The organism is Chryseobacterium sp. WG23 (assembly GCF_024586575.1).
GTDB lineage: Bacteria > Bacteroidota > Bacteroidia > Flavobacteriales > Weeksellaceae > Chryseobacterium.
On the sequence record NZ_JALCZE010000015.1, the window covers coordinates 99,366 to 123,536 of the forward strand.

Below are 24,171 nucleotides of genomic sequence, written 5' to 3' on the forward strand. Positions count from 1 at the left end.
ATTTTAAGCGCAACAATTATGAACGCACAAATTAAAAAAGGACTGGATAGCCGGCAGCAGAGTTTGGTGAAAATCTCTGCATTAACGGCAATAGGAAACCTGGAAGATCTTCAAATCCAATTAAATGAAGGACTGGATAATGGATTAACCATTAATGAAATAAAAGAGGAACTGGTACAATTGTATGCGTACTGTGGTTTTCCACGAAGTCTTAATGCAATTAATGCATTTAAAACGGTTGTTGAAGATCGAAAAGCCAAAGGAATAGCAGATAGTGAAGGTGAAAAAATTATTACCGAAAATAATCCACCTGATAAATATGAACAGGGAAGAAAAGTATTGGAAGTTTTAAGTAATACGCCACAAATAAAGCCTGCTCCGGGATTTGGAGAATTTGCACCAAGAATGGACGCATTTTTAAAAGAACATTTATTTGCCGATATTTTTGCAAGTGATGTTCTTACTCATCAGCAAAGAGAACTCATTACCATTGCAGCTTTATCTTCAATGAAAGGATTAGAACCGCAATTGAAATCTCACATCGCTATGGGCAGGAATACCGGAATTACTGATGATCAACTTATTGTTTTAGCAACAGTTGTAGAGACTATAATCAACAAATAATGAATAAATGAATACCATAAAATTATTATCGATAGCTGCCGTGCTTTTGTTCACCCATATTTTGGCCCAGAAAAAATCAATACCTTCAGAAATGAATACATCAAAAGAACATTATACATTTAAATTAAGCGATAAGGTAACCCGTCAAAAAATAACTTTCAAAAACCGTTGTGGCATTACATTGAGTGGTGATTTATATCTGCCAAAAAGGGCAGGAAATGAAAAATTAGCAGCATTGGCTATTAGCGGACCATTTGGCGCCGTAAAGCAGCAATCATCAGGATTATATGCCAACCAGATGGCTGAACGTGGTTTTGCCGTTGTGGCATTTGATCCATCTTATACTGGCGAAAGTGGCGGCGAACCCAGAAATGTAGCTTCACCGGAAATTAATACGGAGGATTTCAGTGCTGCAGTTGACTTTTTAGGGTTACAGAAAAACATTGACAGGAATAAAATTGGGATTATTGGGATTTGTGGTTTTGGAGGATTTGCATTAAACGCCACTGCAATTGATAAACGAGTGAAAGCCGTTGCCACAACAAGTCTGTATGATATGACAAGACTGATGTCGAAAGGATACAGCGACTCTGTAACATCAGAACAACGCACTAAAACATTGGAAGATTTGGGGCAGCAACGTTGGAAAGACGCTGAAAACGGAAAGCCTGCCAATGGACCAAGAAATCTGCCGGAATCCCTGAAAGGTGATGAACCACAATTTGTAAAAGAATATTTTGACTATTACAGAACACTACGAGGCTTTCATGTAAATTCTGTGAACTCAAACGGAGCATGGTTGGTAACTAATCCGTTGTCGTTTATGAATATGCCGATATTGACTTACGTGAAAGAAATTTCGCCAAGATCTATTCTTATGATTGCCGGTGAAAAGGCTCATTCCAGATATTTCAGTGAAGATATATTTAAATCTGCAAATGAACCTAAAGAATTAATGATCATTCCAAATGCAGTTCACGTAGATTTGTATGATAAAGTGGATGTGATTCCATTTGATAAATTGGAAAGTTTCTTTACAACGAATTTAAAATAGATCAATGGCAAAAATATTTGTAAAAGGTTCTGCATTGACTATATTTACTAAGTATGGACAAAGAAACTGCCAGTTACATCATCAAGTATTTTAGCAACCTCATGGCTGACGATGAAAAGTTAGCATTAAAATATCATATGTATAAAGGAAGTGGATAAGATGCAAGAGGTGATTAAGAAAGAAAATCCGCTGCCCTCCAAAAAAATATAAAAATATTCTATATAACTATTTGTTTTTCTGATCTAAATCACTATATTAGAGATAGTACCTTATAACAGTGGGAAATTTAACAAATGATAATTTATAGAACCATTAAAAATGGAAAGGAAACGAAACATTATTTAGATGTTTTAGATGTGGACGGGAAAATCTATGGATTTTTACAATTGAACCCGGAAGATGAATGGGATGAAGATCACGAGTTATTTGATGAATGTTGTGATCGTCTCAAATTGATGTATGGTAGTAGGTTCAAAAAATTTACACTTAAACATTCAAGAATTTAAAATTTATGCCTTCTCTTTGTAGACTGCCCTTAAAAAGTGTTTAACTTTTTGTGGGCAGTCTAATTGGGGCTTACTTTTGTTTATACGGATTGAAATAGCCGTTTCTATGTGCTGTAATTCTTTTAATTGATATATTTATGCTGTCAATTGTATTCTGATCTAGTAAATAACTTATACCTCTCTTGTTTTTTAGCAAGGATCCGGTAATAAATTCCGATTGAATGTAAGGGGAAACATTATTATAAATTGTAGCCCTCGTAACAAATTGAATTTTTGCTTGTCTATCTGTGTCGGCTTCTATATCTATATCGGACTTGGCAATATTACTAATCATGTATGGAGGAATTGTTGTCTTATAAATAATTTGACCTTCATATTTATCTCCACATGAATAACAGGCAAGTCCCAATATAAAGACAATTTTTTTCATTTCATAATTTTGGTCAAAGAAAGGAAAATATTATACAAAATAATTATGGGATTCCTTAAAAACTATTTGAAAAACTATTTGCTTACTGTTAACTCTTTTCCTTTAAGTGCGAAGAAAAGGTTTTGGAGCTGGTGTACGTATCTCATCATCATAATTTCCCAACTTGATTATCCAGCCTTTAGACGGTTTGCATATGAAAGCTCTATGATATCTAATGTATATTCAAATTGCTCTACCTATTCATCATTCGGATTATACTTTTCTCCGTCATTATTTTCAAAGCCAAACCTAATTAGCCACTCCTCAGTTAAAGGAATAGGTATACAATAAAAGCCTTCAATTTTGTAAAGAAACATCGTGATAAGTAAGATACTTCTCTGAGAAAAAAAGTATTACTACAAAAAAGATCGTAGTAATACTCCAAAAAAATATATAATATCCAGACCGCATATTGGTAATATTACCTTTATTGCTGATTTGTCAGTTGTAATCAGAAAATCTATAGAGAATCTTAGTGATCATCTACTTTCTGAATTGGGGTAACCTGCTGTCATTAGACAGGCTCCATTCATTTCGGAATTGATTATACTGTTTTCTTCCAGAAGTTCAGTAATCCATTACAGTCGGTACCCACGATATCAAAACTGCTAGGAATCTCATCCCATTTACTCCAATACGTAACCAGACGGGTACCTACAGGAGTTTTATCAAGCTGTTCCTTTACGTAGTCCGAATAAGCATAATATAAATCTTTCTCCGGCATCACTGTATTGTCTATTAAACATGTGGTATCTATATTTTCATAAAAAGAATTAAAAAAGTAGAAGGCATCATAATCCAAAAAGGAAATTTCATTGATATTGGCATGAATAAACTCTACATTATCGATTTTATTACGGGAAGCTATCTTTTTTGAGATCTTCGTGAGGGAAGCTCTTTGTTCAACACCGAAAAACATCCCTTTGGTAGAAGCTGCCCCCACCAGGCAAAACTTTCCGACACCGGCACCAATATCCAGTATTTTAGTATCAGGCTTCTGGGCGAGATATTCGGCGGCTATCTTTGCAACAGCAATGGGTGTCCAATGACGGCTTGCCAGCTCTTTTATATGACTTGGATAAAGTTCATTAAAAGTACTGTCTTTAACATCAATATTTAATTTGAGATCATTAAAAATCATTTGATAAGTTGAATATATTCTTTATGGGTCAAAAATTCACTGGTGCAAATATCGGCTGAAATACTCAAAAACCAATAACTATAAGGAGCTATATTAATATGTGAAGGCTTTTCGTTCAGCATGATATTGACATCTGTAATGGTAAACTCACCGGGCAAAATAAGGGGAAAAGTTTTGTGAGTTCCATAAACAAAGCCCCATGGTTCCTTTTCTCCTATTGTTTTTTCCTCCAGATTGATTTCAATAAGATTGATTTCACCAATTTCTTTCTGGGCAAAATCAGTAATTCCTATGCAGAAATCATACAATCCTATTTTTCTTAGCCATAAATGATATTTAGTATAATAAAGATTCTTAGGAATAAGCATAGGAATCAAATTTATTTTATGAATGTTGTTTTCCTGGTTATTAGAGTTTTATGAGATTATCTGCCAATTAAAGATGCATATGATTTAGCTCTCAGTAAACCTTCTGTATCAAAAATATTTTCGATTCTGATTTTGATCATCCAGCCTTCTCCATAGGGATCGGTATTCACAAGTTCCGGGTTGGCTTCCAGTTTGGGATTGATCTCCAGTATTTCACCGGGCACAGGCAGGAAAAGGTCTGATACAGTCTTTACGGCTTCCACGCTTCCAAATACTTCATGCTGTTTTAAATTTTCTCCCAGTGTCTCGATTTCAATATAGACTATATCACCTAATTCACGTTGCGCAAAATCAGTAATTCCAATGTATGCCGTATTATTTTCTAATCTTACCCATTCATGGTCCTCTGTATACAAGAGGTTTTCAGGAATCTTCATTTTTTATAATTCTTTTATTTAATTGCCGGTGTAAAAGTAGATCGTTTAGCTGAGACTTATGATGACCTAGATCGTGATAAAATTTGATTTAAATCAAATTGCATAGCTGAAAATTGCTTAATTTTGTTCTAACCTATGATTTCAAAATTTATCTTTAATAATCAATACCTTTTTGACGAATTGCCGGAGAGTGATAAAGAGCTGCTTCAGGGCGTAATGCAGAACAGGAATTATCGCAAAAATGAAGCGATATTTACCGATGGAACAATACCCAGTGGTATTTTTTATTTAAAAGAAGGGAAAGTAAAAAAGTATAAAGTAGATAATGAGGGGAGGGAGCAGATCATTTATATTTACAATTCAGGAGAGTTTTTTGGATATTCAGCTATTTTAAGCAATGAATGTTATGGAGATACCACACAGACTCTTGAGAATTCAATGATCTCATTTATTTCAAAAGAAGACTTTCTCAAATTACTGGATATGTCCGTGGTATTTTCAAGATTGCTTTTAAGAAGCTTAAGCCATGAGTTCAGTGTGATGGCCAATTTGATGACGGTATTGTCACAGCGTACTGTCAGAGAGCGGGTGGCTCTGAGTCTCCTTATTTTACATAATAAATATAAAGGAAACGGAGCAGAAGACGATGTATTTATCACACTATCCCGAGCAGACTTAGCCAATATGGCCGGTACAGCAAATGAAACATTGGCACGTATACTTCATGATTTTAAAAAAGATCAGCTTATCTTGATGGAAGGCCGGAAAATACAGCTGCTCAATTTTAAAATGTTGACACAGATAGCCAATTTCATGTAAATTAATCCAAATTTCTTAGTTACTATCACTCACAGACTTTGGGTGTTTTCTGATTTGATTTAAAATTACCTTAGGGAATTCAAGGTGAAAAGTCCTGTTAAAACACCCCATTTTTTCAGTTTTGCTATAGAGACCTGTTCTTTTTTTCAAAATTTCCCTTTTCCTACAATTTAGTAAGTAAACAGGAAAAATATTTCTTTTTATGAAATTTGTAAAAAAAAGAAATGGAAATTATAAAAACCGTTATTTACTGGGCGGGCTATGCCTATTATCTGTATGTTTTTGGGTATGCTTCTTTGTATAAGGTCTTTCAAAAGACCTCTATGATGCAAAGTATGAAATCTTTAGGATTTAATATTCCTTCGACAATTCTTATAGGAGTATTAGAATTATTGGGAGTTGTTATGTTGGTTGTAGGCCTATTTAAACCTCAGTTTAGAAATATAGCAGCACTGTATTTATTTCCTTTTGCCATAGGAGCTTTCACTGCTCACATGGCTCACAATGAGTACAATCATTATTACAGCTCTTTACTGATGTGTATGATTTCAGTTGTTTTACTGGTCCTCGATAAGAACTTTAAAATTATGGTCTAAGCAGCATTGTAAAAGAGCGTCTCAAAATTGAGGTAACCTTTTAGTTTACACCACGAATATGCGAACATTTTATACGTGTATTCGTGGTTTAAAATTAACAAACCGTTACAGCTTCCTTATTTTTATTCATCTGGTTTTTCGATGGCCTGATCTCCCCAACGGTCCATCAAATCAAAGATTTCTTTTAAAGACTTTCCTTTTTCTGTTAGAATGTACTCTACTTTAGGAGGAAATCCTTCATATTCAATCTTTTCTATCAGAACATCATTTTCAAGCTCTTTTAATTTGGCACTCAATACCCGTTCGGAAATTCCAACAAGCTTTTCTTTAAGTTCAGAATACCGTAGCCTGGGGTGATTGAGCAGGTAGGCGAGGATGTTAATTTTCCATCTTCCTCCTATTATTGCTAAAGTACCGGACAGCCCACAATTGCTTTTCCAGTACATTTCGTTGTGATTATTTGTTGAATTTTCTTTCCTGGTGGTCATTGGGATAGCTGTTGGTTTATATTTGAAATCAGGTCAGGTGAAGCTGAGTGCAACTGTTTATGATAAAGCAAATGTACAAAAAGATTGAAGCTTTATTAAAATTTGCAAATCATACAATAAGCAGTGTCTTATGGTTGTAAACGGATTAAAAAACTTAGAAATAGCAATGATTTTGTAGTACTTAAAACAAATACAGATGTTTCTTTTAAAAAAAGAGCCACAACAGATTGCGGCTCCTCATTGAAATCAATTATATAGGTATTATAGACTTTTCGAACGCGCTACTGAAATAAGATAGACAAGATGTGCAAACATACTTCGTTTCACAGATTCTATTTTTATATCCCCGGTGGTCTGATTGATGGTAGTAACCAGGTCGGTGTTACATTGTCCGGAGAATGATCCGCTTCCCAGATAATTGGCCATGTTAGGGGCTGGATAGGAAATTCTTGGATAGTCGGGAGGAATCTGGTTGGCCACAGGTGCCGTACCGAAAAATCCCTTATTGTCGATGAATCGGGCCGACCAGGTGCCTAAGAACTGCCCGTTTCCTGTATTAATTCCCTGTCCAACTACAATTTGAGTGTCCACAGCATTGGTAAAACCGGCACACGAACTGTAATGGTTAACAATAACAGTACACGAAGAAGCATTATCTGAAGGCTGGAAACAATGTCCTTCATAGATAGTGGATCTTTGCTCAGCAGGAGATGTAGAAGTGTTGAGTATAGCTTTTGGAGAAAAAATTTCTTCAGGGGATAATAAGGTAAGAACTCCCTGTGCGTCTGCTGAAACAATTTTTTTATCAGGATTTGCCAACCCTCGTACTCTTACCTGTCCATTTACATCTAATGTCTGAGTAGGAGTAGTTGTATTAATTCCTACCTGAGCGCTTACACTGCCATAAAATGCAAGCACTGCCACAAAAATAGTTTTTGTTTTCATGTTATTAAATTAAATCTGTCTAATTTTTCACTAAGATAGGAAATATATATAATTTAAGATATTAATTCTATAAAAATATATAATATAGTAACTTAATAGCTATATAATAATTAATTAAGGATAAATTAAACTTATAAATGAAAGATTAACTCAAAAATTCCGATCCGTGATATTGTTTGAAAAATATTTGTATTTTAGCCGAAATATGTTGTTTTTTAATAAACATATTGTCTGCTGATTAAAATTCAGACAATTTGAAGAAAAAATTAGTAGATTTGCACGAACAAAAAATAATAAATATTAAACACTATTCTTTGTCACAGGATGCTTTTTGAACAAAATGGAACAGGGAATAACAGGATTTTAGGTTATAAAACTACTGAAACTATGAAGAAACTTTTTTTACTTTTATTAACGGCGTTTTTATTTATCGGTTGTAGCTCTGATGATGACACTATCTATGATTATATAGGAACATGGTCAGGAACCTACGAGGGGAGTGATAAGGGAGTCTGGAACATTGTGGTAGATAATGCCGGAAAAGTGACAGGTACCATGCATTCCGATGTAAATGATGAAAATTACAATATTTCCGGTAATCTAAGTACTTCAGGAGATTTAAATGCAGTAGTAGGGCTTCCGTCAAAAGGAGATTTCAGAGGAACCTTAAATACGGATAAAAAAGGAAATGGAAATTGGTCCAACTCACTTCCCACCCCTGCAAAATCAGGAAGCTGGAAAGGAGATAAAAAATAAAAATAGAAAGTCTGCAGAAAGTTGCAGACTTTTTTATTTATACAAATCCCATATGGGTAATCGTATGGTCTTCTTTTTTCAGGGCCACAAAACAAATCAGAAAATCATCTTCTGAAAACTGCTTTTTAAAACTGATCTTTTGCTTATTCTCCAGAATAATATGCTCTTCAGCATATTCAGCCGTGTAATGTTCAAAATCCAATCTGATCGTCAGAATATCAGCCATATATGATGCTGAGCTTTCATCCGGAAAAAGAGTGTAATCCTGAACTTTTACTAATAATTTTTTTGTTTTCCCAAACGGAAATCCTCTGAGAAGAGCTTTTCCTTCTTCTGTTTTTAATCCTTCTTTTACAGTCCTTTTACCTCTTTCAGATAAGATGTCTAGGTCTTTAATTTCGGTCATTACCTTAGCAAACTTCTGGTAGAGGAGGGGATCTCCTGCTTCTTTAATATAGGCAGTCAAACCGGCCCGTATGATTTTTCCGACTTTAGAACAGTGCCCAAATTCCGAACTGTTCTGTCTTACTTTTTCATATGACGCTTTCTTTTTAAAAGCCGTTTTATTAAAACCACTTTTCTTCCGAACCACATTCTTGCCGTTCAGATTATAAAAAACCAGGTCACCCACAGTTCCTTTGATCTTGATGAGACTTTCATACGTTGCCATATTATTATTGCCAAATTGAATCCAAATATAGGAATAAATAATGGGAATTTAAATTTTAACATATATTTATCATATAGTTGTAGTATAGTTATTTTATAATTAAATTATAAAATGTATATTTGTATATAAATAGTTAATTAAGTAAAAATCAGAGGAGTATGGGATCGGAATTATTTGTAAAAAAACTAAGAGTAAAACAGCTGTCTGTTCTCATGATAGCTTCTGCTATTGTTGTTTCCTGTGGATCATCAAAAAGCGTTTCTGCCCATAAAAAATCCGGATCTAAAATGGTGGCAAAATCTGAAAACCTTAGAAGACTTGATTCTAAATTTGACGGAAAAGTCCCAAGATCGGCGAATGATATTCTGAAAGATGCAGAGAAATATATTGGAACTCCCTATAAATTTGGAGGAAATACATCTTCCGGATTCGACTGTTCCGGGTTTACGGTAAAAGTGTTTGAAGAAAATTCTTTCAACCTTCCAAGAAGATCATCAGATCAGGCCGATGCCGGGAAAAATATAGACATTACCGATGTTAAGCCCGGTGATTTGTTGTTTTTTGCAACAGCAGGAGGAAGCAGGGTTTCCCACGTAGGAATTGTTCATGATATAGGACCTGATGGGGAAGTTAAGTTTATCCATGCCTCTACCTCAAAAGGAGTGATTATTTCATCCCTGAACGAAAAATATTGGAATAAAGCCTATCTCCATGCTCAAAGAGTTCTGTAATATGTACTCATTGATGTCATTAGGAATTGCTGCCTTTATACGATATATTGTTTTACCACATTGGATGTGTCCCGTGGAGCCTTAAAAAAACAATGATATCAGCTTCTTTCTGAAAGTCTCAGGAGCTGGCAAATATCTATACTGAACAACAACCACCCAGATTTCCAAAAACGGACAGGCTATCTAACTTATAAAAAGAGGGTTGGACGGATGCTGGGCCTTTAGTCAAAAGCATAAAGTTAACAGGTATTTTGCTGAACTTTTTTGTATCTTTGGCCGTATAATTTTTCAAACTAATTTAAATAAGAAACATGTCGTTACAACAAACAATTGAAAACATTTGGGATAACAGAGATTTATTACAAAATGAAGAGAGCCAGAAAACGATAAGAGAGGTGATTTCTTTACTTGATTCCGGAGAACTTCGTGTAGCTGAACCTACAGAAAATGGATGGCAGGTAAACGAATGGGTGAAAAAAGCAGTAGTAATGTATTTCCCAATTCAGAAAATGGAAACTATTGAAGTAGGACCATTTGAATTTCATGACAAAATTCCTTTAAAGAAAAATTATGCAGAAAAAGGAGTAAGAGTTGTACCTCATGCCATTGCAAGAGAAGGATCTTTTGTAGCTTCAGGAGTAATTCTGATGCCTTCTTATGTTAATATCGGGGCTTATGTAGATTCAGGAACTATGGTAGATACCTGGGCTACAGTAGGAAGCTGTGCACAGATCGGTAAAAACGTACACTTGAGTGGTGGAGTGGGTATCGGTGGTGTATTGGAACCGTTACAAGCTGCTCCGGTAATTATTGAAGATGATTGTTTCATTGGTTCAAGATGTATCGTTGTAGAAGGTGTACATGTGGAAAAAGAAGCCGTACTGGGAGCTAATGTTGTATTGACGGCATCTACAAAAATTATTGATGTAACAGGAAATGAGCCTGTTGAAATAAAAGGAAGAGTGCCTGCACGTTCAGTAGTAATTCCTGGAAGTTACACCAAACAATATCCAGCCGGAGAATATCAGGTTCCATGTGCTCTTATTATTGGACAGAGAAAAGAATCTACAGATAAGAAGACTTCACTTAATGATGCTTTAAGGGAAAATAATGTAGCTGTATAGTTTACAACCATAAAAAATGCCACATTGAAGGAAAAAATTTCATCATTTATACTAAACCCTAAATATATATTTGGGGTTTATATTATTACTGCCATTGCTACAGCCTTGTCAAAATATTCCAGGGGAGAGCGTGCTTACAATAACTACCTTATTTTTAAGAACGTTTTTTTTAACACCCTTAAAGAGAGAAACCTTTATCTTTCTTACCCGGAATATCTGGATGTTAATCATTATGGGGTATTCTTTAGCGCCATTATTGCTCCCTTTGCAATGCTTCCGGATTGGGCGGGTTTAATCCTGTGGAATGTAGCGAATGTGTTGGTTTTCCTACTGGCAGCAAAAAAATTACCGTTCTCAGAAAGAAATAAATCCTTTTTCTTATGGCTTTGTTTACAGGAGTTTATCACCTCCAGCCTCCACCAGCAGTTTAATGTGGCATTGGCAGGATTGATTATTCTTTCGGCAGCTCATATTTACAGAAAAGAAGAAGTGCAGTCTGCTTTATCAATCTGCATAGGTTTCTTTGTAAAAATCTATGGAATTGTAGGGCTTTCCTCATTCTTTTTCATAAAAGATAAAAAGAAATTCATACTTTCCTTTATTGTTATTTCTTTAGCATTTCTGGCTATTCCGATGTTGTATTCATCTTTCCATTTCGGTTTGCAGTCTTATGTAGACTGGTTTGTAGAATTGAAACATAAAAATATGGAAAACCAGCAGCTTGGAAACTTTCAGGATATTTCCCTGATGGGATTTGTGAGAAGAGTGCTGGGAGATGCTGCCATTCCCAATACGATATTTCTGGCTATTGGGGTTCCGCTTTTCTTTTTACCTTACCTGAGAATCAGTCAGTACAAGTATTTAGGTTTTAAACTGTCTATTTTAGCATCATCATTATTGTTTGTAGTGTTGTTCAGCTCCAGTTCTGAACCACCTACCTATATCATTGCTGTGGCAGGTGCTGTCATCTGGTTTTTGATTCAGGAAAAGAAAAGTCCGGTAGTTATTGCCATGTTGGTTTTTCTGATCCTGTTTACGTGTTTTTCAACTTCAGATTTGTTTCCAAAAACGGTAAAAGAGAATTTTATTCTGAAGTATGCCATTAAAGCTGTTCCATGTGTGGTCATATGGCTAAGGCTGACATGGGAGCTGATGACTAAAAAATATACAGACAAATTATCATACTAACTCATGAAGAAAATCTCAATTGTCATTCCTGCCCATAATGAAGAAGGTAATGTTGCCTTAGTCCATGAAAGAATCAGGGATGTTTTTTCCGGGCTGGAAAACTATCATTATGAAGTTATTTTCGTTAATGACGGAAGCAGAGACAATACCCAGCAGCGATTGGAAGAACTGTCTCAGAAGTTTGATGAAGTGAAATATATTGAATTTTCGAGAAACTTCGGCCATCAGCCCGCTGTAAAGGCCGGGATGGATAATGCCAATGGAAATGCCGTTATTTCAATGGATGGCGATCTTCAGCACCCACCCGAACTGATTCCCGAACTGATTAAAAAATGGGAAGAAGGCTATGATATTGTATTTACTGTAAGAACATATCCCAAAGAAATATCTTTTTTTAAAAGAAAAACGTCAGACTTTTTCTATAAAATATTATCCGGCTTATCCGATGTTAATTTAACAAAAGGAGGCGGTTCAGATTTCAGGTTAATGGATGCCAATGCTGTTGAAGTAATGCGTACCTTTACCGAAGACGATTTATTCCTCAGAGGTCTCACCAGCTGGATGGGCTTCAAACAGGCCGGCATTGATTTTAAAGCAGATACCAGACTCTCCGGAGAAAGCAGCTACAATTTTAAAAAAATGCTCACTTTTGCATTTACAGGGATTACAGCTTTTAGCGTAAAACCACTGTATATAGCGGCTTATTTAGGCTTTTTATTTTCAGCACTTTCCATTGTGGGATACGGAACTTACGTCATTCATTCATTTGTGGCAAAAACGGAAATTTCAGGTTGGGCATCCTTGATTATGACGATCGTCTTTTTTGGAGGACTGCAATTGATCATTATGGGAATTATGGGAATTTACTTAGGTAAAATATTTAAACAGGTGAAAGACAGGCCTAATTATATTATTAAAAACAAAAATTTTTAGAATGGTATTATTGAGTTTTGATATCGAAGAATTTGATATGCCATTAGAGTATAAGGGTGAAATTCCTTTTGAAAAGCAGATTTCAATTTCGCAGACAGGACTGGAAAGGATATTGGATATCCTTAAAAAACACCAGGCAAAAGCTACTTTCTTTTCTACTGTGGTTTTTGCTGAGAACAGCAAAAACCTTATTGAAAGATTATTGAACGAGGGCCATGAGCTGGCTTCTCACACATGGTTTCATTCTGAATTTGAAGAAAAACACCTGAAAGAATCAAGGGAAAAACTACAGGAATTATTCTCAATAGAAGTAACGGGATTAAGAATGCCAAGGATGATGCCCGTAGACGAAAAAGCCGTTGAAAAAGCCGGATATTCTTACAATTCATCTGTTAATCCTACTTTTCTTCCGGGAAGATATAATAATTTAAAGGTATCAAGGACCTACTTCAAAGAGGGGAATGTAACCCAAATTCCAGCTTCAGTATCACCTAATTTCAGAGTTCCTTTATTCTGGCTGAGTTTTCATAATTTTCCTTTGCCGTTTTATAAAAAGCTGGCTTCAGATACCTTGAAAAAAGACAAATATCTGAATGTTTATTTTCATCCGTGGGAATTTGCAGAAATTAAAGAGGAAGCATTCAAACTGCCGGGATTTACAGTGAAAAACTCAGGAAAAGATATGGTAGAAAGGTTTGATTCATTCGTGGGCTGGCTTAAAGAAAAAGGCCATCAGTTTGGTACCTTTCAGGAGTTTCAAAAACAGATACAAAGATGATATTAGCATCAGCGAAGTTTCATCATAAACAAACCCAGGCGAAAGTAACAATTGCCTGTGGTTTTATAAAAAAAATAAACAGATCCCTATGAAAATTGCCTTTGACGCAAAACGTTTTTTTCACAATACGTCCGGTTTGGGTAATTATTCCAGAGACCTTGTAAGAATACTTTCTCAATATTATCCTGATAATCAGTATATATTGCTTAATAAAAACACCTCCGAGCGGGGAAAAGATATTCTGGATCGCCCGGATGTGCGGTTTATAGAAACCTCAAAAGGAAGTCTTTCAAGGCAGCTGAAAATGGGGAAAGATGCTCAGAAACAGGGAGCTGATATTTTCCATGGCCTATCCGGTGAATTGCCCTTGAAATGGGATAAAACACCGATCACAAAAGTGGTTACGATCCATGATCTGATCTTTATGAGGTATCCTCAGTATTATTCTTTTTTTGACAGGAAAATTCACTTCTGGAAATTTAAAAAAGCAGCTGAAGCAGCCGATAAGATTATTGCGATTTCAGAACAGACCAAAAGAGATATTATCCACTATTTAAAAGTTCCGGAGACTAAAATCGAGGTGATTTACCAGGGCTGTCATAAAGCTTTTAAAGAGCAGCAGTCTGAGGAATTTATGCAGAAGGTAAAAGAAAAAATTAAACTTCCTGAAAGATTTGTTCTGAATGTGGGAACAATAGAGGAGCGAAAAAACCTTCTGAATATTGTAAAAGGAATCCACGGAACAGATATTCCTCTGGTAGTAGTGGGAAGAAAGACCAAATATTACCAAAAGATAGAACGCTTCCTGAAAAAGAACAACATGGAAAAACAAGTCCTGTTTCTGGAAGGTATTTCTATGGATGAATTGGCAGTGATCTATAAAATGGCCGATATTTTTGTATACCCAAGTTTCTTTGAAGGCTTTGGAATCCCAGTGATAGAAGCACTTTTCTCCAAAACAGTGACGGTGACCAGCAATACGAGCTGTTTGCCTGAAGCGGGAGGAAGCGATTCTGTATATATTGATCCCAATAATGCTCTCGACATTGGAGCTAAAATAAAATTTTTGTGGGAAAATGAATCCGAAAGGAAACGTCGTGCAGAAAGGAGTTTCGAGTTTGTTCAGAAGTTTAATGACCAACCTATTGCTGAGAAGCTGATGAATTTTTATCAAAAAATTATCTGAAAAAACTTTGCATTTTAAAAATAAACCCTACATTTGTACCACAATTCAATACAATGAAACCCATTTTTTTAGCATTACATCATTATTATCATCATCTCTGTTAGGCGGAATTGATTGATATATGTGTATGCTAAAATCAAAAATAATAAAAACCGTCTGAGTAAATAGACGGTTTTTTTGTTTCCTGAATTCACCTCAGAAATTCCAATCAATCAGTTTTTATTTACTCGGACTCAAAAAAGACGAAATGAGTAAAATAAAAATTGCAATCCAGAAAAGCGGCCGGCTCTACGAAGAATCTTTACAGCTTCTCAAAGACTGCGGAATATTTGTCAACAACGGTAAAGACCAGCTTAAAGTTTCGGTAGATAATTTTCCGATGGAAATCATGTATCTGCGAAATTCAGACATTCCTCAGTATCTTGAAGACGGGGTAGTGGATATCGCTATCGTAGGTGAAAATCTTTTGATAGAAAAAGGAAAAGACATCCGGATCATCCAGCAGCTTGGCTTTTCCAAGTGCAGGGTTTCCCTTGCTGTTCCCAAAGAGGTGGAAACCGATGAACTCTCTTATTTTCAAGGACGAAAAATAGCAACCTCCTATCCCAATACCCTAAAGACTTTCTTAGAAAAAAAAGGAATTACTTCAGATATACACATCATTTCGGGTTCTGTAGAAATTGCACCTAACATTGGTCTGGCAGATGGGATCTGCGATATCGTAAGTTCTGGAAGTACTTTGTTTAAGAATGGATTAAGAGAAACCGTCAGCCTTCTCAAATCGGAAGCAGTGCTTGCCCAAACCCCTCAACTGTCGCAGGATAAAGAAGCTATTCTCGAAAAGCTTTTATTCAGAATCAAGGCTGTTTTAAAGGCGAAAAAATCGAAGTATATCCTGATGAATGTTCCTAATGAAAAAATAACGAAGGTAGCAGATGTTCTTCCTGTCCTTAAAAGCCCTACGGTAATCCCTCTGGCAGAAGAAGGATGGAGCAGTATTCATTCTGTGATTGATGAAGAAAGATTTTGGGATGTTATTGACGAGCTGAAAGAAAACGGAGCCCAGGACATACTTATTATTCCAATCGATAAAATGGTCATTTAAAACACATATATGAAAATATACAGATATCCTAAGAAAAATATATGGGCAAATTTAGTACAGCGTCCCGTTTTTGAAAGAGCAGAAATTTCAGGGCTTATTGCTAAAATATTTGAGGAAGTTGAAAAAAATGGAGATCAGGCACTTCTTGCATTTAATAAAAAATTTGATCAGGCAGAAACTGATGGTGTTATTGTTTCAGAACCGGAAATTGAAGAAGCTGAAAATCTGGTTAGCAGTGAGTTGAAGAAAGCTATTCAGCAGGCAAAAGAAAATATCTTTCAGTTCCACGAATCGCAGAAGCAGGAAGTTCAAAAGATTGAAACAACAAAAGGAGTTGTTTGCTGGAGAGAAAATCGCGCAGTTGAAAAAATAGGGATTTATATTCCGGGAGGAACAGCTCCTTTATTCTCCACGGTTTTAATGCTTGCTATACCTGCTAATCTGGCTGGATGTAAGGAAGTTATCCTCTGCACACCACCGGATAAAAACGGAAATGTAAATCCTGCAATTCTTTATACGGCAAAACTGTGCGGAATATCCAAAGTTTTTAAAACCGGAGGAGCTCAGGCTATTGCTGCCATGACGTTAGGAACAGAAAGTATTCCAAAGGTGTATAAAATTTTTGGACCTGGAAATCAGTTTGTGGTCGCAGCCAAAGAATATGCCCAACGGTATGGGGCAGCCATTGATATGCCTGCAGGGCCAAGTGAGGTTCTAGTAATTGCGGATGAGCAAGCTGTGCCGGATTTCTGTGCTGCAGACCTGCTTTCACAAGCTGAGCACGGCAGTGACAGTCAGGTGATTTTCGTGGCTACCGACCTTAAAGTTTTCAATGAGACCATTGAGGCCATTGATCATCAAATCAAAAAATTACCAAGAAATGAAATGGCGGGAAGAGCATTGGAAAACAGTTGTTTTATTCTGGTCAATTCTTTAGATGAAGCCATTGAGTTCAGCAATCTCTATGCCCCGGAACACCTTATTTTAGCAATAAAGGATTTCAAAAAATATATTCCGATGGTCCAGAATGCAGGGTCGGTTTTCTTAGGAAATTACTCTTGTGAGAGTGCAGGAGATTACGCCAGCGGAACCAATCACACGTTGCCGACAAACGCATATGCAAGGAACTACAGCGGGGTTTCTCTGGATAGTTTTGTTAAAAAAATAACATTCCAGCATCTGTCTGAAGAAGGACTTCAGAATTTAGGGAAAACAATAGAACTCATGGCAGAAGCAGAGGGACTCTTTGCCCACAAAAATGCAGTATCAATAAGATTAAAACGATAAAATGAAAAATATGAATATAACTACTTTAGTACGGGATAATATTTTAAAGCTACAGCCTTACATCAGTTTCAGGGATCATAATGAATTTAGCAGCCCTGTGCTGCTGGATGCCAATGAAAGCCCGTTTGGAGAATTTAACCGTTACCCGGATTCTACACAGAAAAAACTTAAAAATAAATTGGCGGGTCTTAAAAAAGTATCTCCTTCACAGATTGCTGTTGGAAATGGAAGTGATGAGCTTATTGATTTGATTATTAAAGTTTTTTGCGAACCTAAAAAAGATTCGATACTCATGATGAATCCTTCTTTTGCCATGTATGGTTTCTATGCAGCGATCAATGAAAATAAAGTATTGAAGTTGGATCTGGATGAAAATTTTGGAATTGTAAAAGATGATTTTTTAAAAATTATACAGGAACAGCCTATCAAAATATTCTTTCTGTGCTCACCCAATAATCCGACAGGAAACAGTATAGAAGATATTGAGTTTTATATTCAGAATTTTGACGGAATTGTGGTAGTGGATGAAGCCTATATTGAGTTTTCTAAAAACAGATCAAGCGTGGAACTCCTTGATCAGTATCCTAATCTGATTGTTTTGCAGACCTTTTCCAAAGCCTGGGGTACGGCAGGAGCAAGAGTGGGAATGGCCTATGCTTCTGAAGAAATTATTAGCCTCATTAATACGGTAAAAGCACCTTATAACGTTAATTCTTTAAGCCAGCAGCTGATTCTGGAAACGGTTGATCATGAAGATAGACTCACAGAAAACGTAAACAATATTTTAAAAGAAAGAATATGGCTTAAAGAACAGTTTAAAGAGGTGGCTTGTATCTCAAAAGTCTTTCCTACGGATGCCAATTTCTTTTTGATTGAACTGAAAAATGTAGACGGCGTTTATGACAGAATGCTGGAAAATGAAATTCTAACGAGTAAAAGAGATCCTGCAATTCCCGGATGTATCAGAATCAACATCGGAAACCGTAAAGAAAATGAAATGCTGATTACCGTTTTAAAAAATATTCAATTATGAAAAAAGTGCTTTTTATAGACCGTGACGGAACCCTGATTATTGAACCTCCCACAGATTTTCAGGTGGATTCTTTGGAGAAACTTGAATTTTACCCTGGAGTATTTCAGAACCTTTCCAAAATAGCCAATGAACTGGATTATGAACTGGTGATGGTAACCAATCAGGATGGGCTGGGAACAGAAAGTTTTCCTTTCGAAGATTTTATAAAACCTCATGAAAAAATGGTGAAAGCTTTCGAAAACGAAGGGATTTTTTTTAGTAATATTATAATAGATAAAAGCTTTGAGCATGAGAACCTGCCTACCCGGAAACCGGGTGTTGGACTACTTGGAAAATATATCTACGGAAGTTACGATCTTGAAAATTCATATGTAATTGGAGATAGAAGTAGTGATGTGCAACTGGCTGTAAATTTGGGATGTAAAGCAATTTATATTAATAATGACTTTAATGACAAATCTACGCTTACTACGACCCAGTGGGCAGAGATCTATCAGTTTTTAAAGCAGGGAATGAGAAGAGCTAAAGTATCCAGAAAGACAAATGAAACAGAGATTGAAATTGAAATCAATTTGGATGGAAGCGGAAACTCCGAAATTTCTACAGGATTACACTTTTTCGATCACATGCTGGAGCAGATTGCCAGACACGGAAATATAGATCTTACCATAAAAGTAAACGGAGATCTTAAGGTGGACGAACACCATACGATAGAAGACACCGGAATTGTATTGGGAGAAGCCGTTATAAAAGCTTTAGGTAAGAAAAAAGGAATTGAAAGATATGGATTTTTACTGCCTATGGATGATTGCCTTGCGCAAGTGGCTATAGATTTTGGAGGAAGATCCTGGCTGGTATGGGATGCAGAATTTAAAAGAGAGAAAATTGGCGATGTGCCAACAGAAATGTTCTCGCACTTTTTTAAATCTTTTACAGACGCTTCAAAATCAAATCTGAATATCAAAGCGGAAGGAACCAATGAGCACCACAAAATAGAATCTGTTTTCAAAGCATTTGCAAAGGCCGTTAAAATGGCCGTAAACCAATCTGATACCAGCTATAATTTACCTTCTACAAAAGGAAGTTTATAATCATGATAGCCATAATAAAATATAACGGAGGCAATGTAAGCTCAGTTCAAAATGCACTGAACAGGCTGAAGGTAGATTCTGTAATTACAGATGATCCGGAGCAGATTGTAAAAGCGGATAAAGTTATTTTTCCGGGGGTAGGTGAAGCTTCTTCTACCATGAAGCTGCTGAAAGAGAAAGGGCTTGATATACTTATTCCAAACCTTAAGCAGCCTGTTTTGGGAATTTGTCTGGGAATGCAGCTGATGTGTGGAGATAATGAAGAAGGAGATGTTCGGGGGATGGGAATTTTTAATGTGAATGTAAAACGGTTCCCCCCCGCAGATTTAGTTCCTCATATGGGCTGGAATACGGTTTCAGACCAGGCATCATCTCTTTTTTCAGGAATTGAAAAGAACAATGATGTTTATTTTGTCCACAGCTATTATTGTGAGCTGTCTGACTTTACGACTTCAGTGTGTGATTATATCCTGCCGTTCAGTTCGTCTTTGCAAAAGGATAATTTCTATGCCGTACAGTTTCACCCGGAAAAATCCGGTGGAATAGGAAGTCAAATATTAATTAACTTTATTAAGCTATAACCATGAAAATTATTCCAGCCATTGATATTATTGAAGGAAAATGTGTACGTCTGTCAAAAGGAGATTACAGTACAAAAAAGATATACAACGAAAACCCTGTGGAAGTTGCCAAAGAGTTTGAAAGTTTTGGGATCAGGTTTCTTCATCTGGTAGATCTTGACGGGGCAAAATCAAAGCATATTGTCAATCAGAAAGTGTTGGAAGACATTGCCGGGGCAACCTCCCTTCATATTGATTTTGGAGGAGGATTGAAGACTAAGGAGGATATTGAAACCGCATTCAGTTCCGGAGCACAGCAGATTACATTGGGAAGCATTGCCGTTCAGGATCCTGAATTCTGTTTTGGAATGATTGAAAAATATGGTACTGAGAAAATCATCTTGGGTGCAGACTGTGACAACAGGAAGATTAAAACTTCCGGATGGCAGGAAGAAAGCGATAAAGATATTATTGATTTTATTCTTCAATATCAGAACAAGGGAATTCAGAATGCTATATGTACCGATATTGCCAAGGACGGCATGCTGGAAGGACCTTCTACAGGACTGTATATCGAAATTTTATATAAAACAGCGATACAGCTTACGGCAAGTGGTGGCATTTCAGGCATCAAAGATGTCTATAAAATGAAAGATATCGGATGTTTCGGGACTATTATCGGAAAAGCCATTTACGAGGGGAAAATAAGCTTACAACAACTTCAGAACTTTATTGAAAATGCTTAAAAAAAGAATTATTCCATGTTTGGATATTAAAGAGGGTTCAACGGTGAAAGGGGTGAACTTTGAAGGACTTCGCAATGCCGGAAATCCTGTGGAGCTGGCTGTAAAATACGAACAGGAGGGAGCTGATGAGCTTGTTTTTCTGGATATTACGGCCACCATTGAAGAAAGGAAAACATTTGTGGAACTGGTAAAAAAGATAGGTAGTGAATTAAGCATACCTTTTACCGTAGGAGGTGGAATTTCTTCTGTTGAGGATGTCAGGAAGCTTCTGGAAGCAGGTGCGGATAAGATCAGCATCAATTCTTCCGCAGTCAAAAAACCACAACTCATCTCTACGCTGGCTAAAGAATTTGGCAGTCAGTGTGTAGTCGTGGCGATTGATACCCGTCTGGCAGGAAATATTGATTGGGTGCATATAAAAGGAGGGCGCGAAAAAACAGAGTGGATGACGCTGGACTGGGCGAAAGAAGCAGAGTCTTTGGGAGCTGGGGAAATCCTTTTAACCTCTATGGATGGTGATGGAACAAAAAACGGTTTTGATCTCCGGATTACAAAACTGGTTTCTGAAAATGTGGGTATTCCGGTCATTGCCTCGGGAGGAGCTGGAAATGCTGATGATTTTCTTAAAGTCTTTAATGAAACAAAAGCTACAGGAGCCTTGGCAGCCAGTGTTTTTCACTTTAATGAAATCGGAATTATGGACTTGAAAGAATTACTAAAATCTAAAAAAATTAACGTAAGATGAAAATTAAGTTTGATAAAAGCAATGGGCTTGTCCCGGTTGTTATTCAGGACAATATAACACTTCAGGTTTTAATGCTGGGGTATATGAATGAAGAAGCCTTTCAAAAAACAAAAAAAGAGGGCGTTGTTACCTTCTTTAGCCGTTCCAAAAACAGGCTCTGGACAAAAGGCGAAGAGTCCGGTAATTTTTTAACAGTAAAAGATATCAGCCTAGACTGTGATCAGGATACTATTCTAATAAAAGCGATCCCGCGGAATGCGGTCTGCCATACCGGAAGCTTCAGTTGTTTTGGAAATAAGGATCCCAAAGGATTTCTATATGAGCTTGAAGAAAAGATATCCCAAAGGATTGACAGCCGCTCAGAAGAATCTTATACCTATTCACTATACCAGAGGGGAATTAATAAAGTGGCTCAGAAAGTAGGTGAGGAAGCGGTAGAGCTGGTAATTGAGGCTAAAGATAATAATGCAGAGCTTTTTAAAAATGAAGCTGCCGACTTAATCTATCACTTCTTAATTTTACTGAAAGCCAAAGGATTTACTTTGGAAGAAATAGAAGAAGTTCTCCAAAACAGAAACCGATGAAACCTTTGAAATTTTTCAAAGGTTTTTTAATGATAAGCTTGTTTAAACTAATTAAAAAATTTAGTAACAAAAGCTGAGTAAAACTCTATAAACACTTTAGTTTATTTAAGTTTAAACTGGATGAAAATAAATGTACACGTAAGCAAAAAATCTTTGTTTTTTTTAAAACTTACGTGTACTTTAGAAAGCTTATTTTTTACAGCTTTATTAAACTTAAGTGTTCAAGAAACTTTGTGACTTTTGACTACGTGGAATCTTCGATTTGTGGTTAAAATAAAAGTGTAAACAGGTTCGATGTGTATGTTGATTTGAAAGACTAAACATACAAATTAAAGTATTAGCGAAAATTTTACTTCATTATGTAATGATGTAGTATTGCTTAGTATTGCTCAAAAGTATTCGCTTTCTGGAAAATATATCACAGCAGTACAAAACTACTTCTACGAGAAAATAAATGATGTAAAAGAGAATAAATAGTAAATAAAATATGAAACTAAATAATTTGAATCTAAGTACAAACGAGATTATGAATATTGTTAAATATTCTACTATAGGAATTTTAGTACCGATGTTTATTATTGGCGCTATTTTTAATGCTTTAGGCTGGACATCTTCCACATTGAATGATGAAAAAGTTACAGGGATAAAATCATTACTAATATTCATTGTTACATTTCCCCTATATATTATATTGTTTTTTATAATACAGTTTTGTTATATATACATTGGTCTGAAAATATATAATTTTCTTGTAAAATTGTTTAGAAAATAGAGAGTAAATTGAAAATGATAAAATTCAAACAAATCTTACTGGTGATCCGGGTGTGACAATAAATCTTTGGATATTAAAACATTTATTCTACAAGTAAAAAATAACCATCATAACAAAAGCCAACTTTCATAAGTTGGCTTTGCTTTTTATATTAGACATAAGATTAAATTACCTGTCTATCAATATATTTTTGACAAGGGTCTGATCACCTACTTTTAAAATTCCGATATACATTCCTTTTTGAAGTGTAGAAACATTGATTTTGGTTTCGTTATTTGTTTTAAGTAATGATCTTCCTATCAGATTGGTCATTTCAAAGCTGAAATTAGTGGTTGGAGAAGGAAGCTCAACATGTAAAATATCGTTAGCCGGGTTAGGGTAGATCTTTACATCTTCCAGGGAATTTGTGGGAGCCTGCTTATTGGCTGAAGCTACTGAAGCTGTAGCAAAATGTTGTAAGGCACCTACAGTAGCTTTTCCAATATTATAAACATAAACCGGGTCTACGTTTGCAAAAGTATCTTTACTGCTGTGTGGATAGGTACTTCTTATTTTTTCAAAAAAGCCGGTAATCACTTCTCCTTTTCGTTCAAAAGGAATGTAATCAGTGGCTTCTGCCGGGTCAACAGCGGTTTGAAGGGGCGAATAGAGTGCTGTACAATTTCTAAGCTGCTGGGTGATTGCGGCAGAAGCTGCATTATTGGTGGAAACTCCACCCTGATCTTCGTCGCAATACACTGTATTGTTATTATTTCCTTTTACACCGCCTACCTGGTCAAGGTTGAAGACAAGTTTGATATCCAATTTGCGGACACCTCCCTGGTATACCACATTATTCACATAATGGCTGCTTCCTACCAGTCCCTGTTCTTCCCCTGAAAAGTGAATAAATTTAATAGAGTATTCTGTAGGAACGTCTTTCAATATTCTGGCAGCTTCCAGGATAATGGAAGTACCACTGCCGTTATCATTAACACCCGGACCATTAATGGTATCATAATGTCCGCAGATAATGACATATTTGTTGGGATAAAGAGTTCCTGTTTTGGTAATGATCAGATTCTTTGAACTCGCTGATCCATACGTAAAGGAGCTTTCCACAATTTGGCTGGCAGAATATCCGTAAGAGGTATACTTGTTTTTAATCCAGGTCAGCGTATTGTTGTTTGCCTGTGAGCCGGTGGTCTTTATTCCTAAATTACCGAATTCCTGAAGATTGGAAGTAATATTGGCCTGGGTAACCATATCAGCTCTGTTTTTATAAGCCTGAATAAAAGATTGAGCTCCGATACTCTGTATGACCAATGAAGTCAATAAAAATGTTGTGATTTTTTTCATATTATATATAATGGTTTGTAAATACGAATGTAGTAAATAAATCACAACGATGTGTTTAATAATTTAAAAATATCATAAATTTTATACAGTTTTATTA

The 24,171-nt window shown here is 36.0% G+C and carries 28 protein-coding genes; 20 read left to right on the top strand and 8 right to left on the bottom strand.

Annotated features, from left to right (window positions below):
* Positions 1 to 18 precede the first annotated feature (18 nt).
* From MP477_RS20625 to MP477_RS20635, 3 genes are all read left to right on the top strand, one after another.
* The gene (locus MP477_RS20625; RefSeq protein ID WP_257191888.1) at positions 19 to 624 is read left to right on the top strand and encodes a carboxymuconolactone decarboxylase family protein; all 606 of its coding nucleotides are present in this window, start codon (positions 19 to 21) and stop codon (positions 622 to 624) included.
* 7 nt (positions 625 to 631) lie between these two features.
* Positions 632 to 1,678, top strand: coding sequence for an alpha/beta hydrolase (locus MP477_RS20630; protein ID WP_257191889.1), 1,047 nt, complete (start codon positions 632 to 634; stop codon positions 1,676 to 1,678).
* A gap of 293 nt (positions 1,679 to 1,971) precedes the next feature.
* Entirely contained in the window at positions 1,972 to 2,184 is a 213-nt protein-coding gene (locus tag MP477_RS20635) for a hypothetical protein (RefSeq protein WP_257191890.1), read from the top strand.
* A gap of 70 nt (positions 2,185 to 2,254) precedes the next feature.
* Here MP477_RS20635 and MP477_RS20640 read toward each other — a convergent pair whose 3' ends face one another.
* The 4 genes from MP477_RS20640 to gcvH form a co-directional block, all read right to left on the bottom strand.
* A complete protein-coding gene (locus MP477_RS20640; protein ID WP_257191891.1) occupies positions 2,255 to 2,614 on the bottom strand; it encodes a hypothetical protein in 360 nt (119 codons plus the stop codon).
* A gap of 583 nt (positions 2,615 to 3,197) precedes the next feature.
* Positions 3,198 to 3,794, bottom strand: coding sequence for a class I SAM-dependent methyltransferase (locus MP477_RS20645; protein ID WP_230036553.1), 597 nt, complete (start codon positions 3,792 to 3,794; stop codon positions 3,198 to 3,200).
* Complete coding sequence (locus tag MP477_RS20650) at positions 3,791 to 4,162, bottom strand: glycine cleavage system protein H (RefSeq protein WP_257191892.1); 372 nt, start codon at positions 4,160 to 4,162, stop codon at positions 3,791 to 3,793. The genes MP477_RS20645 and MP477_RS20650 overlap by 4 nt, the downstream gene beginning before the upstream one ends.
* Positions 4,163 to 4,218: 56 nt before the next feature.
* Positions 4,219 to 4,599, bottom strand: a complete 381-nt coding sequence (gene gcvH, locus MP477_RS20655) for a glycine cleavage system protein GcvH (RefSeq protein ID WP_230036549.1) — start codon at positions 4,597 to 4,599, stop codon at positions 4,219 to 4,221.
* Between the two features lie 135 nt (positions 4,600 to 4,734).
* Between gcvH and MP477_RS20660 the strand changes: the two genes are divergently transcribed.
* Both MP477_RS20660 and MP477_RS20665 read left to right on the top strand, forming a co-directional pair.
* The gene (locus MP477_RS20660; RefSeq protein WP_257191893.1) at positions 4,735 to 5,418 is read left to right on the top strand and encodes a Crp/Fnr family transcriptional regulator; all 684 of its coding nucleotides are present in this window, start codon (positions 4,735 to 4,737) and stop codon (positions 5,416 to 5,418) included.
* A gap of 224 nt (positions 5,419 to 5,642) precedes the next feature.
* On the top strand, positions 5,643 to 6,014 hold the full coding sequence (locus MP477_RS20665) for a DoxX family protein (RefSeq protein WP_257191895.1): 372 nt from the start codon (positions 5,643 to 5,645) through the stop codon (positions 6,012 to 6,014).
* A gap of 122 nt (positions 6,015 to 6,136) precedes the next feature.
* Here MP477_RS20665 and MP477_RS20670 read toward each other — a convergent pair whose 3' ends face one another.
* Positions 6,137 to 6,502 (bottom strand): helix-turn-helix domain-containing protein, encoded by a 366-nt coding sequence (locus MP477_RS20670; RefSeq protein WP_257191896.1) that lies wholly within the window; start codon positions 6,500 to 6,502, stop codon positions 6,137 to 6,139.
* Between the two features lie 261 nt (positions 6,503 to 6,763).
* The gene (locus MP477_RS20675) at positions 6,764 to 7,447 is read right to left on the bottom strand and encodes a hypothetical protein (RefSeq protein WP_257191897.1); all 684 of its coding nucleotides are present in this window, start codon (positions 7,445 to 7,447) and stop codon (positions 6,764 to 6,766) included.
* Positions 7,448 to 7,834: 387 nt separating this feature from the next.
* Here MP477_RS20675 and MP477_RS20680 point away from each other — a divergent pair, with 387 nt between their 5' ends.
* The gene (locus MP477_RS20680; RefSeq protein WP_257191899.1) at positions 7,835 to 8,203 is read left to right on the top strand and encodes a hypothetical protein; all 369 of its coding nucleotides are present in this window, start codon (positions 7,835 to 7,837) and stop codon (positions 8,201 to 8,203) included.
* Between the two features lie 37 nt (positions 8,204 to 8,240).
* On the opposite strand, the gene MP477_RS20685 is transcribed toward MP477_RS20680, so the two are convergent.
* Positions 8,241 to 8,873, bottom strand: a complete 633-nt coding sequence (locus MP477_RS20685; RefSeq protein ID WP_257191900.1) for a hypothetical protein — start codon at positions 8,871 to 8,873, stop codon at positions 8,241 to 8,243.
* A gap of 158 nt (positions 8,874 to 9,031) precedes the next feature.
* On the opposite strand from MP477_RS20685, the gene MP477_RS20690 reads away from it, so the two are divergent.
* From MP477_RS20690 to hisIE, 14 genes are all read left to right on the top strand, one after another.
* Positions 9,032 to 9,604, top strand: a complete 573-nt coding sequence (locus tag MP477_RS20690) for a C40 family peptidase (protein WP_257191903.1) — start codon at positions 9,032 to 9,034, stop codon at positions 9,602 to 9,604.
* A gap of 311 nt (positions 9,605 to 9,915) precedes the next feature.
* A complete protein-coding gene (locus MP477_RS20695; protein WP_257191905.1) occupies positions 9,916 to 10,728 on the top strand; it encodes a 2,3,4,5-tetrahydropyridine-2,6-dicarboxylate N-succinyltransferase in 813 nt (270 codons plus the stop codon).
* Between the two features lie 24 nt (positions 10,729 to 10,752).
* Positions 10,753 to 11,916 (top strand): glycosyltransferase family 87 protein, encoded by a 1,164-nt coding sequence (locus tag MP477_RS20700; RefSeq protein WP_257191906.1) that lies wholly within the window; start codon positions 10,753 to 10,755, stop codon positions 11,914 to 11,916.
* A gap of 3 nt (positions 11,917 to 11,919) precedes the next feature.
* Entirely contained in the window at positions 11,920 to 12,849 is a 930-nt protein-coding gene (locus tag MP477_RS20705; protein WP_257191907.1) for a glycosyltransferase family 2 protein, read from the top strand.
* Between the two features lies 1 nt (position 12,850).
* On the top strand, positions 12,851 to 13,627 hold the full coding sequence (locus MP477_RS20710; RefSeq protein ID WP_257191908.1) for a polysaccharide deacetylase family protein: 777 nt from the start codon (positions 12,851 to 12,853) through the stop codon (positions 13,625 to 13,627).
* Between the two features lie 88 nt (positions 13,628 to 13,715).
* Positions 13,716 to 14,813, top strand: coding sequence for a glycosyltransferase family 1 protein (locus tag MP477_RS20715; protein WP_257191909.1), 1,098 nt, complete (start codon positions 13,716 to 13,718; stop codon positions 14,811 to 14,813).
* 247 nt (positions 14,814 to 15,060) lie between these two features.
* Complete coding sequence (gene hisG / locus MP477_RS20720) at positions 15,061 to 15,918, top strand: ATP phosphoribosyltransferase (RefSeq protein ID WP_257191911.1); 858 nt, start codon at positions 15,061 to 15,063, stop codon at positions 15,916 to 15,918.
* A 9-nt stretch (positions 15,919 to 15,927) separates the two neighbouring features.
* Positions 15,928 to 17,205 carry a histidinol dehydrogenase gene (hisD, locus tag MP477_RS20725; protein ID WP_257191912.1) on the top strand — a complete coding sequence of 426 codons (1,278 nt, stop codon included), beginning with the start codon at positions 15,928 to 15,930 and terminating at the stop codon, positions 17,203 to 17,205.
* Positions 17,206 to 17,215: 10 nt separating this feature from the next.
* On the top strand, positions 17,216 to 18,238 hold the full coding sequence (hisC, locus tag MP477_RS20730) for a histidinol-phosphate transaminase (RefSeq protein ID WP_257191913.1): 1,023 nt from the start codon (positions 17,216 to 17,218) through the stop codon (positions 18,236 to 18,238).
* Positions 18,235 to 19,329, top strand: a complete 1,095-nt coding sequence (gene hisB / locus MP477_RS20735; RefSeq protein ID WP_257191914.1) for a bifunctional histidinol-phosphatase/imidazoleglycerol-phosphate dehydratase HisB — start codon at positions 18,235 to 18,237, stop codon at positions 19,327 to 19,329. Before hisC ends, hisB begins: the two co-directional genes overlap by 4 nt.
* Before the next feature lie 2 nt (positions 19,330 to 19,331).
* Complete coding sequence (gene hisH, locus MP477_RS20740) at positions 19,332 to 19,910, top strand: imidazole glycerol phosphate synthase subunit HisH (RefSeq protein WP_257191915.1); 579 nt, start codon at positions 19,332 to 19,334, stop codon at positions 19,908 to 19,910.
* Between the two features lie 2 nt (positions 19,911 to 19,912).
* On the top strand, positions 19,913 to 20,635 hold the full coding sequence (gene hisA, locus MP477_RS20745) for a 1-(5-phosphoribosyl)-5-[(5-phosphoribosylamino)methylideneamino]imidazole-4-carboxamide isomerase (protein WP_257191916.1): 723 nt from the start codon (positions 19,913 to 19,915) through the stop codon (positions 20,633 to 20,635).
* Positions 20,628 to 21,380: an imidazole glycerol phosphate synthase subunit HisF gene (gene hisF, locus MP477_RS20750; RefSeq protein WP_257191918.1), complete on the top strand. Its 753-nt coding sequence runs from the start codon at positions 20,628 to 20,630 to the stop codon at positions 21,378 to 21,380. The genes hisA and hisF overlap by 8 nt, the downstream gene beginning before the upstream one ends.
* On the top strand, positions 21,377 to 21,964 hold the full coding sequence (gene hisIE, locus MP477_RS20755; RefSeq protein ID WP_257191919.1) for a bifunctional phosphoribosyl-AMP cyclohydrolase/phosphoribosyl-ATP diphosphatase HisIE: 588 nt from the start codon (positions 21,377 to 21,379) through the stop codon (positions 21,962 to 21,964). The genes hisF and hisIE overlap by 4 nt, the downstream gene beginning before the upstream one ends.
* Positions 21,965 to 22,904: 940 nt before the next feature.
* Here the strand turns inward: hisIE and MP477_RS20760 are convergent.
* Positions 22,905 to 24,074: a M28 family peptidase gene (locus MP477_RS20760; protein ID WP_257191920.1), complete on the bottom strand. Its 1,170-nt coding sequence runs from the start codon at positions 24,072 to 24,074 to the stop codon at positions 22,905 to 22,907.
* Between the last annotated feature and the right edge of the window lie 97 nt (positions 24,075 to 24,171).

Bases quoted from the DNA above. Each gene is read 5' to 3' on its own strand.
- hisD (WP_257191912.1), top strand. From the start codon at position 15,928: ATGAAAATATACAGATATCCTAAGAAAAATATATGGGCAAATTTAGTA.
- MP477_RS20705 (WP_257191907.1), top strand. From the start codon at position 11,920: ATGAAGAAAATCTCAATTGTCATTCCTGCCCATAATGAAGAAGGTAAT.
- hisF (WP_257191918.1), top strand. From the start codon at position 20,628: ATGCTTAAAAAAAGAATTATTCCATGTTTGGATATTAAAGAGGGTTCA.
- MP477_RS20680 (WP_257191899.1), top strand. From the start codon at position 7,835: ATGAAGAAACTTTTTTTACTTTTATTAACGGCGTTTTTATTTATCGGT.
- gcvH (WP_230036549.1), bottom strand. From the start codon at position 4,599: ATGAAGATTCCTGAAAACCTCTTGTATACAGAGGACCATGAATGGGTA.
- hisB (WP_257191914.1), top strand. From the start codon at position 18,235: ATGAAAAAAGTGCTTTTTATAGACCGTGACGGAACCCTGATTATTGAA.
- MP477_RS20690 (WP_257191903.1), top strand. From the start codon at position 9,032: ATGGGATCGGAATTATTTGTAAAAAAACTAAGAGTAAAACAGCTGTCT.
- hisC (WP_257191913.1), top strand. From the start codon at position 17,216: ATGAATATAACTACTTTAGTACGGGATAATATTTTAAAGCTACAGCCT.
- hisIE (WP_257191919.1), top strand. From the start codon at position 21,377: ATGAAAATTAAGTTTGATAAAAGCAATGGGCTTGTCCCGGTTGTTATT.
- MP477_RS20695 (WP_257191905.1), top strand. From the start codon at position 9,916: ATGTCGTTACAACAAACAATTGAAAACATTTGGGATAACAGAGATTTA.
- MP477_RS20635 (WP_257191890.1), top strand. From the start codon at position 1,972: ATGATAATTTATAGAACCATTAAAAATGGAAAGGAAACGAAACATTAT.
- MP477_RS20760 (WP_257191920.1), bottom strand. From the start codon at position 24,074: ATGAAAAAAATCACAACATTTTTATTGACTTCATTGGTCATACAGAGT.
- MP477_RS20670 (WP_257191896.1), bottom strand. From the start codon at position 6,502: ATGACCACCAGGAAAGAAAATTCAACAAATAATCACAACGAAATGTAC.
- MP477_RS20650 (WP_257191892.1), bottom strand. From the start codon at position 4,162: ATGCTTATTCCTAAGAATCTTTATTATACTAAATATCATTTATGGCTA.
- MP477_RS20625 (WP_257191888.1), top strand. From the start codon at position 19: ATGAACGCACAAATTAAAAAAGGACTGGATAGCCGGCAGCAGAGTTTG.
- MP477_RS20675 (WP_257191897.1), bottom strand. From the start codon at position 7,447: ATGAAAACAAAAACTATTTTTGTGGCAGTGCTTGCATTTTATGGCAGT.
- hisG (WP_257191911.1), top strand. From the start codon at position 15,061: ATGAGTAAAATAAAAATTGCAATCCAGAAAAGCGGCCGGCTCTACGAA.
- MP477_RS20630 (WP_257191889.1), top strand. From the start codon at position 632: ATGAATACCATAAAATTATTATCGATAGCTGCCGTGCTTTTGTTCACC.
- MP477_RS20660 (WP_257191893.1), top strand. From the start codon at position 4,735: ATGATTTCAAAATTTATCTTTAATAATCAATACCTTTTTGACGAATTG.
- MP477_RS20715 (WP_257191909.1), top strand. From the start codon at position 13,716: ATGAAAATTGCCTTTGACGCAAAACGTTTTTTTCACAATACGTCCGGT.
- MP477_RS20665 (WP_257191895.1), top strand. From the start codon at position 5,643: ATGGAAATTATAAAAACCGTTATTTACTGGGCGGGCTATGCCTATTAT.
- MP477_RS20640 (WP_257191891.1), bottom strand. From the start codon at position 2,614: ATGAAAAAAATTGTCTTTATATTGGGACTTGCCTGTTATTCATGTGGA.
- hisA (WP_257191916.1), top strand. From the start codon at position 19,913: ATGAAAATTATTCCAGCCATTGATATTATTGAAGGAAAATGTGTACGT.
- hisH (WP_257191915.1), top strand. From the start codon at position 19,332: ATGATAGCCATAATAAAATATAACGGAGGCAATGTAAGCTCAGTTCAA.
- MP477_RS20685 (WP_257191900.1), bottom strand. From the start codon at position 8,873: ATGGCAACGTATGAAAGTCTCATCAAGATCAAAGGAACTGTGGGTGAC.
- MP477_RS20645 (WP_230036553.1), bottom strand. From the start codon at position 3,794: ATGATTTTTAATGATCTCAAATTAAATATTGATGTTAAAGACAGTACT.
- MP477_RS20710 (WP_257191908.1), top strand. From the start codon at position 12,851: ATGGTATTATTGAGTTTTGATATCGAAGAATTTGATATGCCATTAGAG.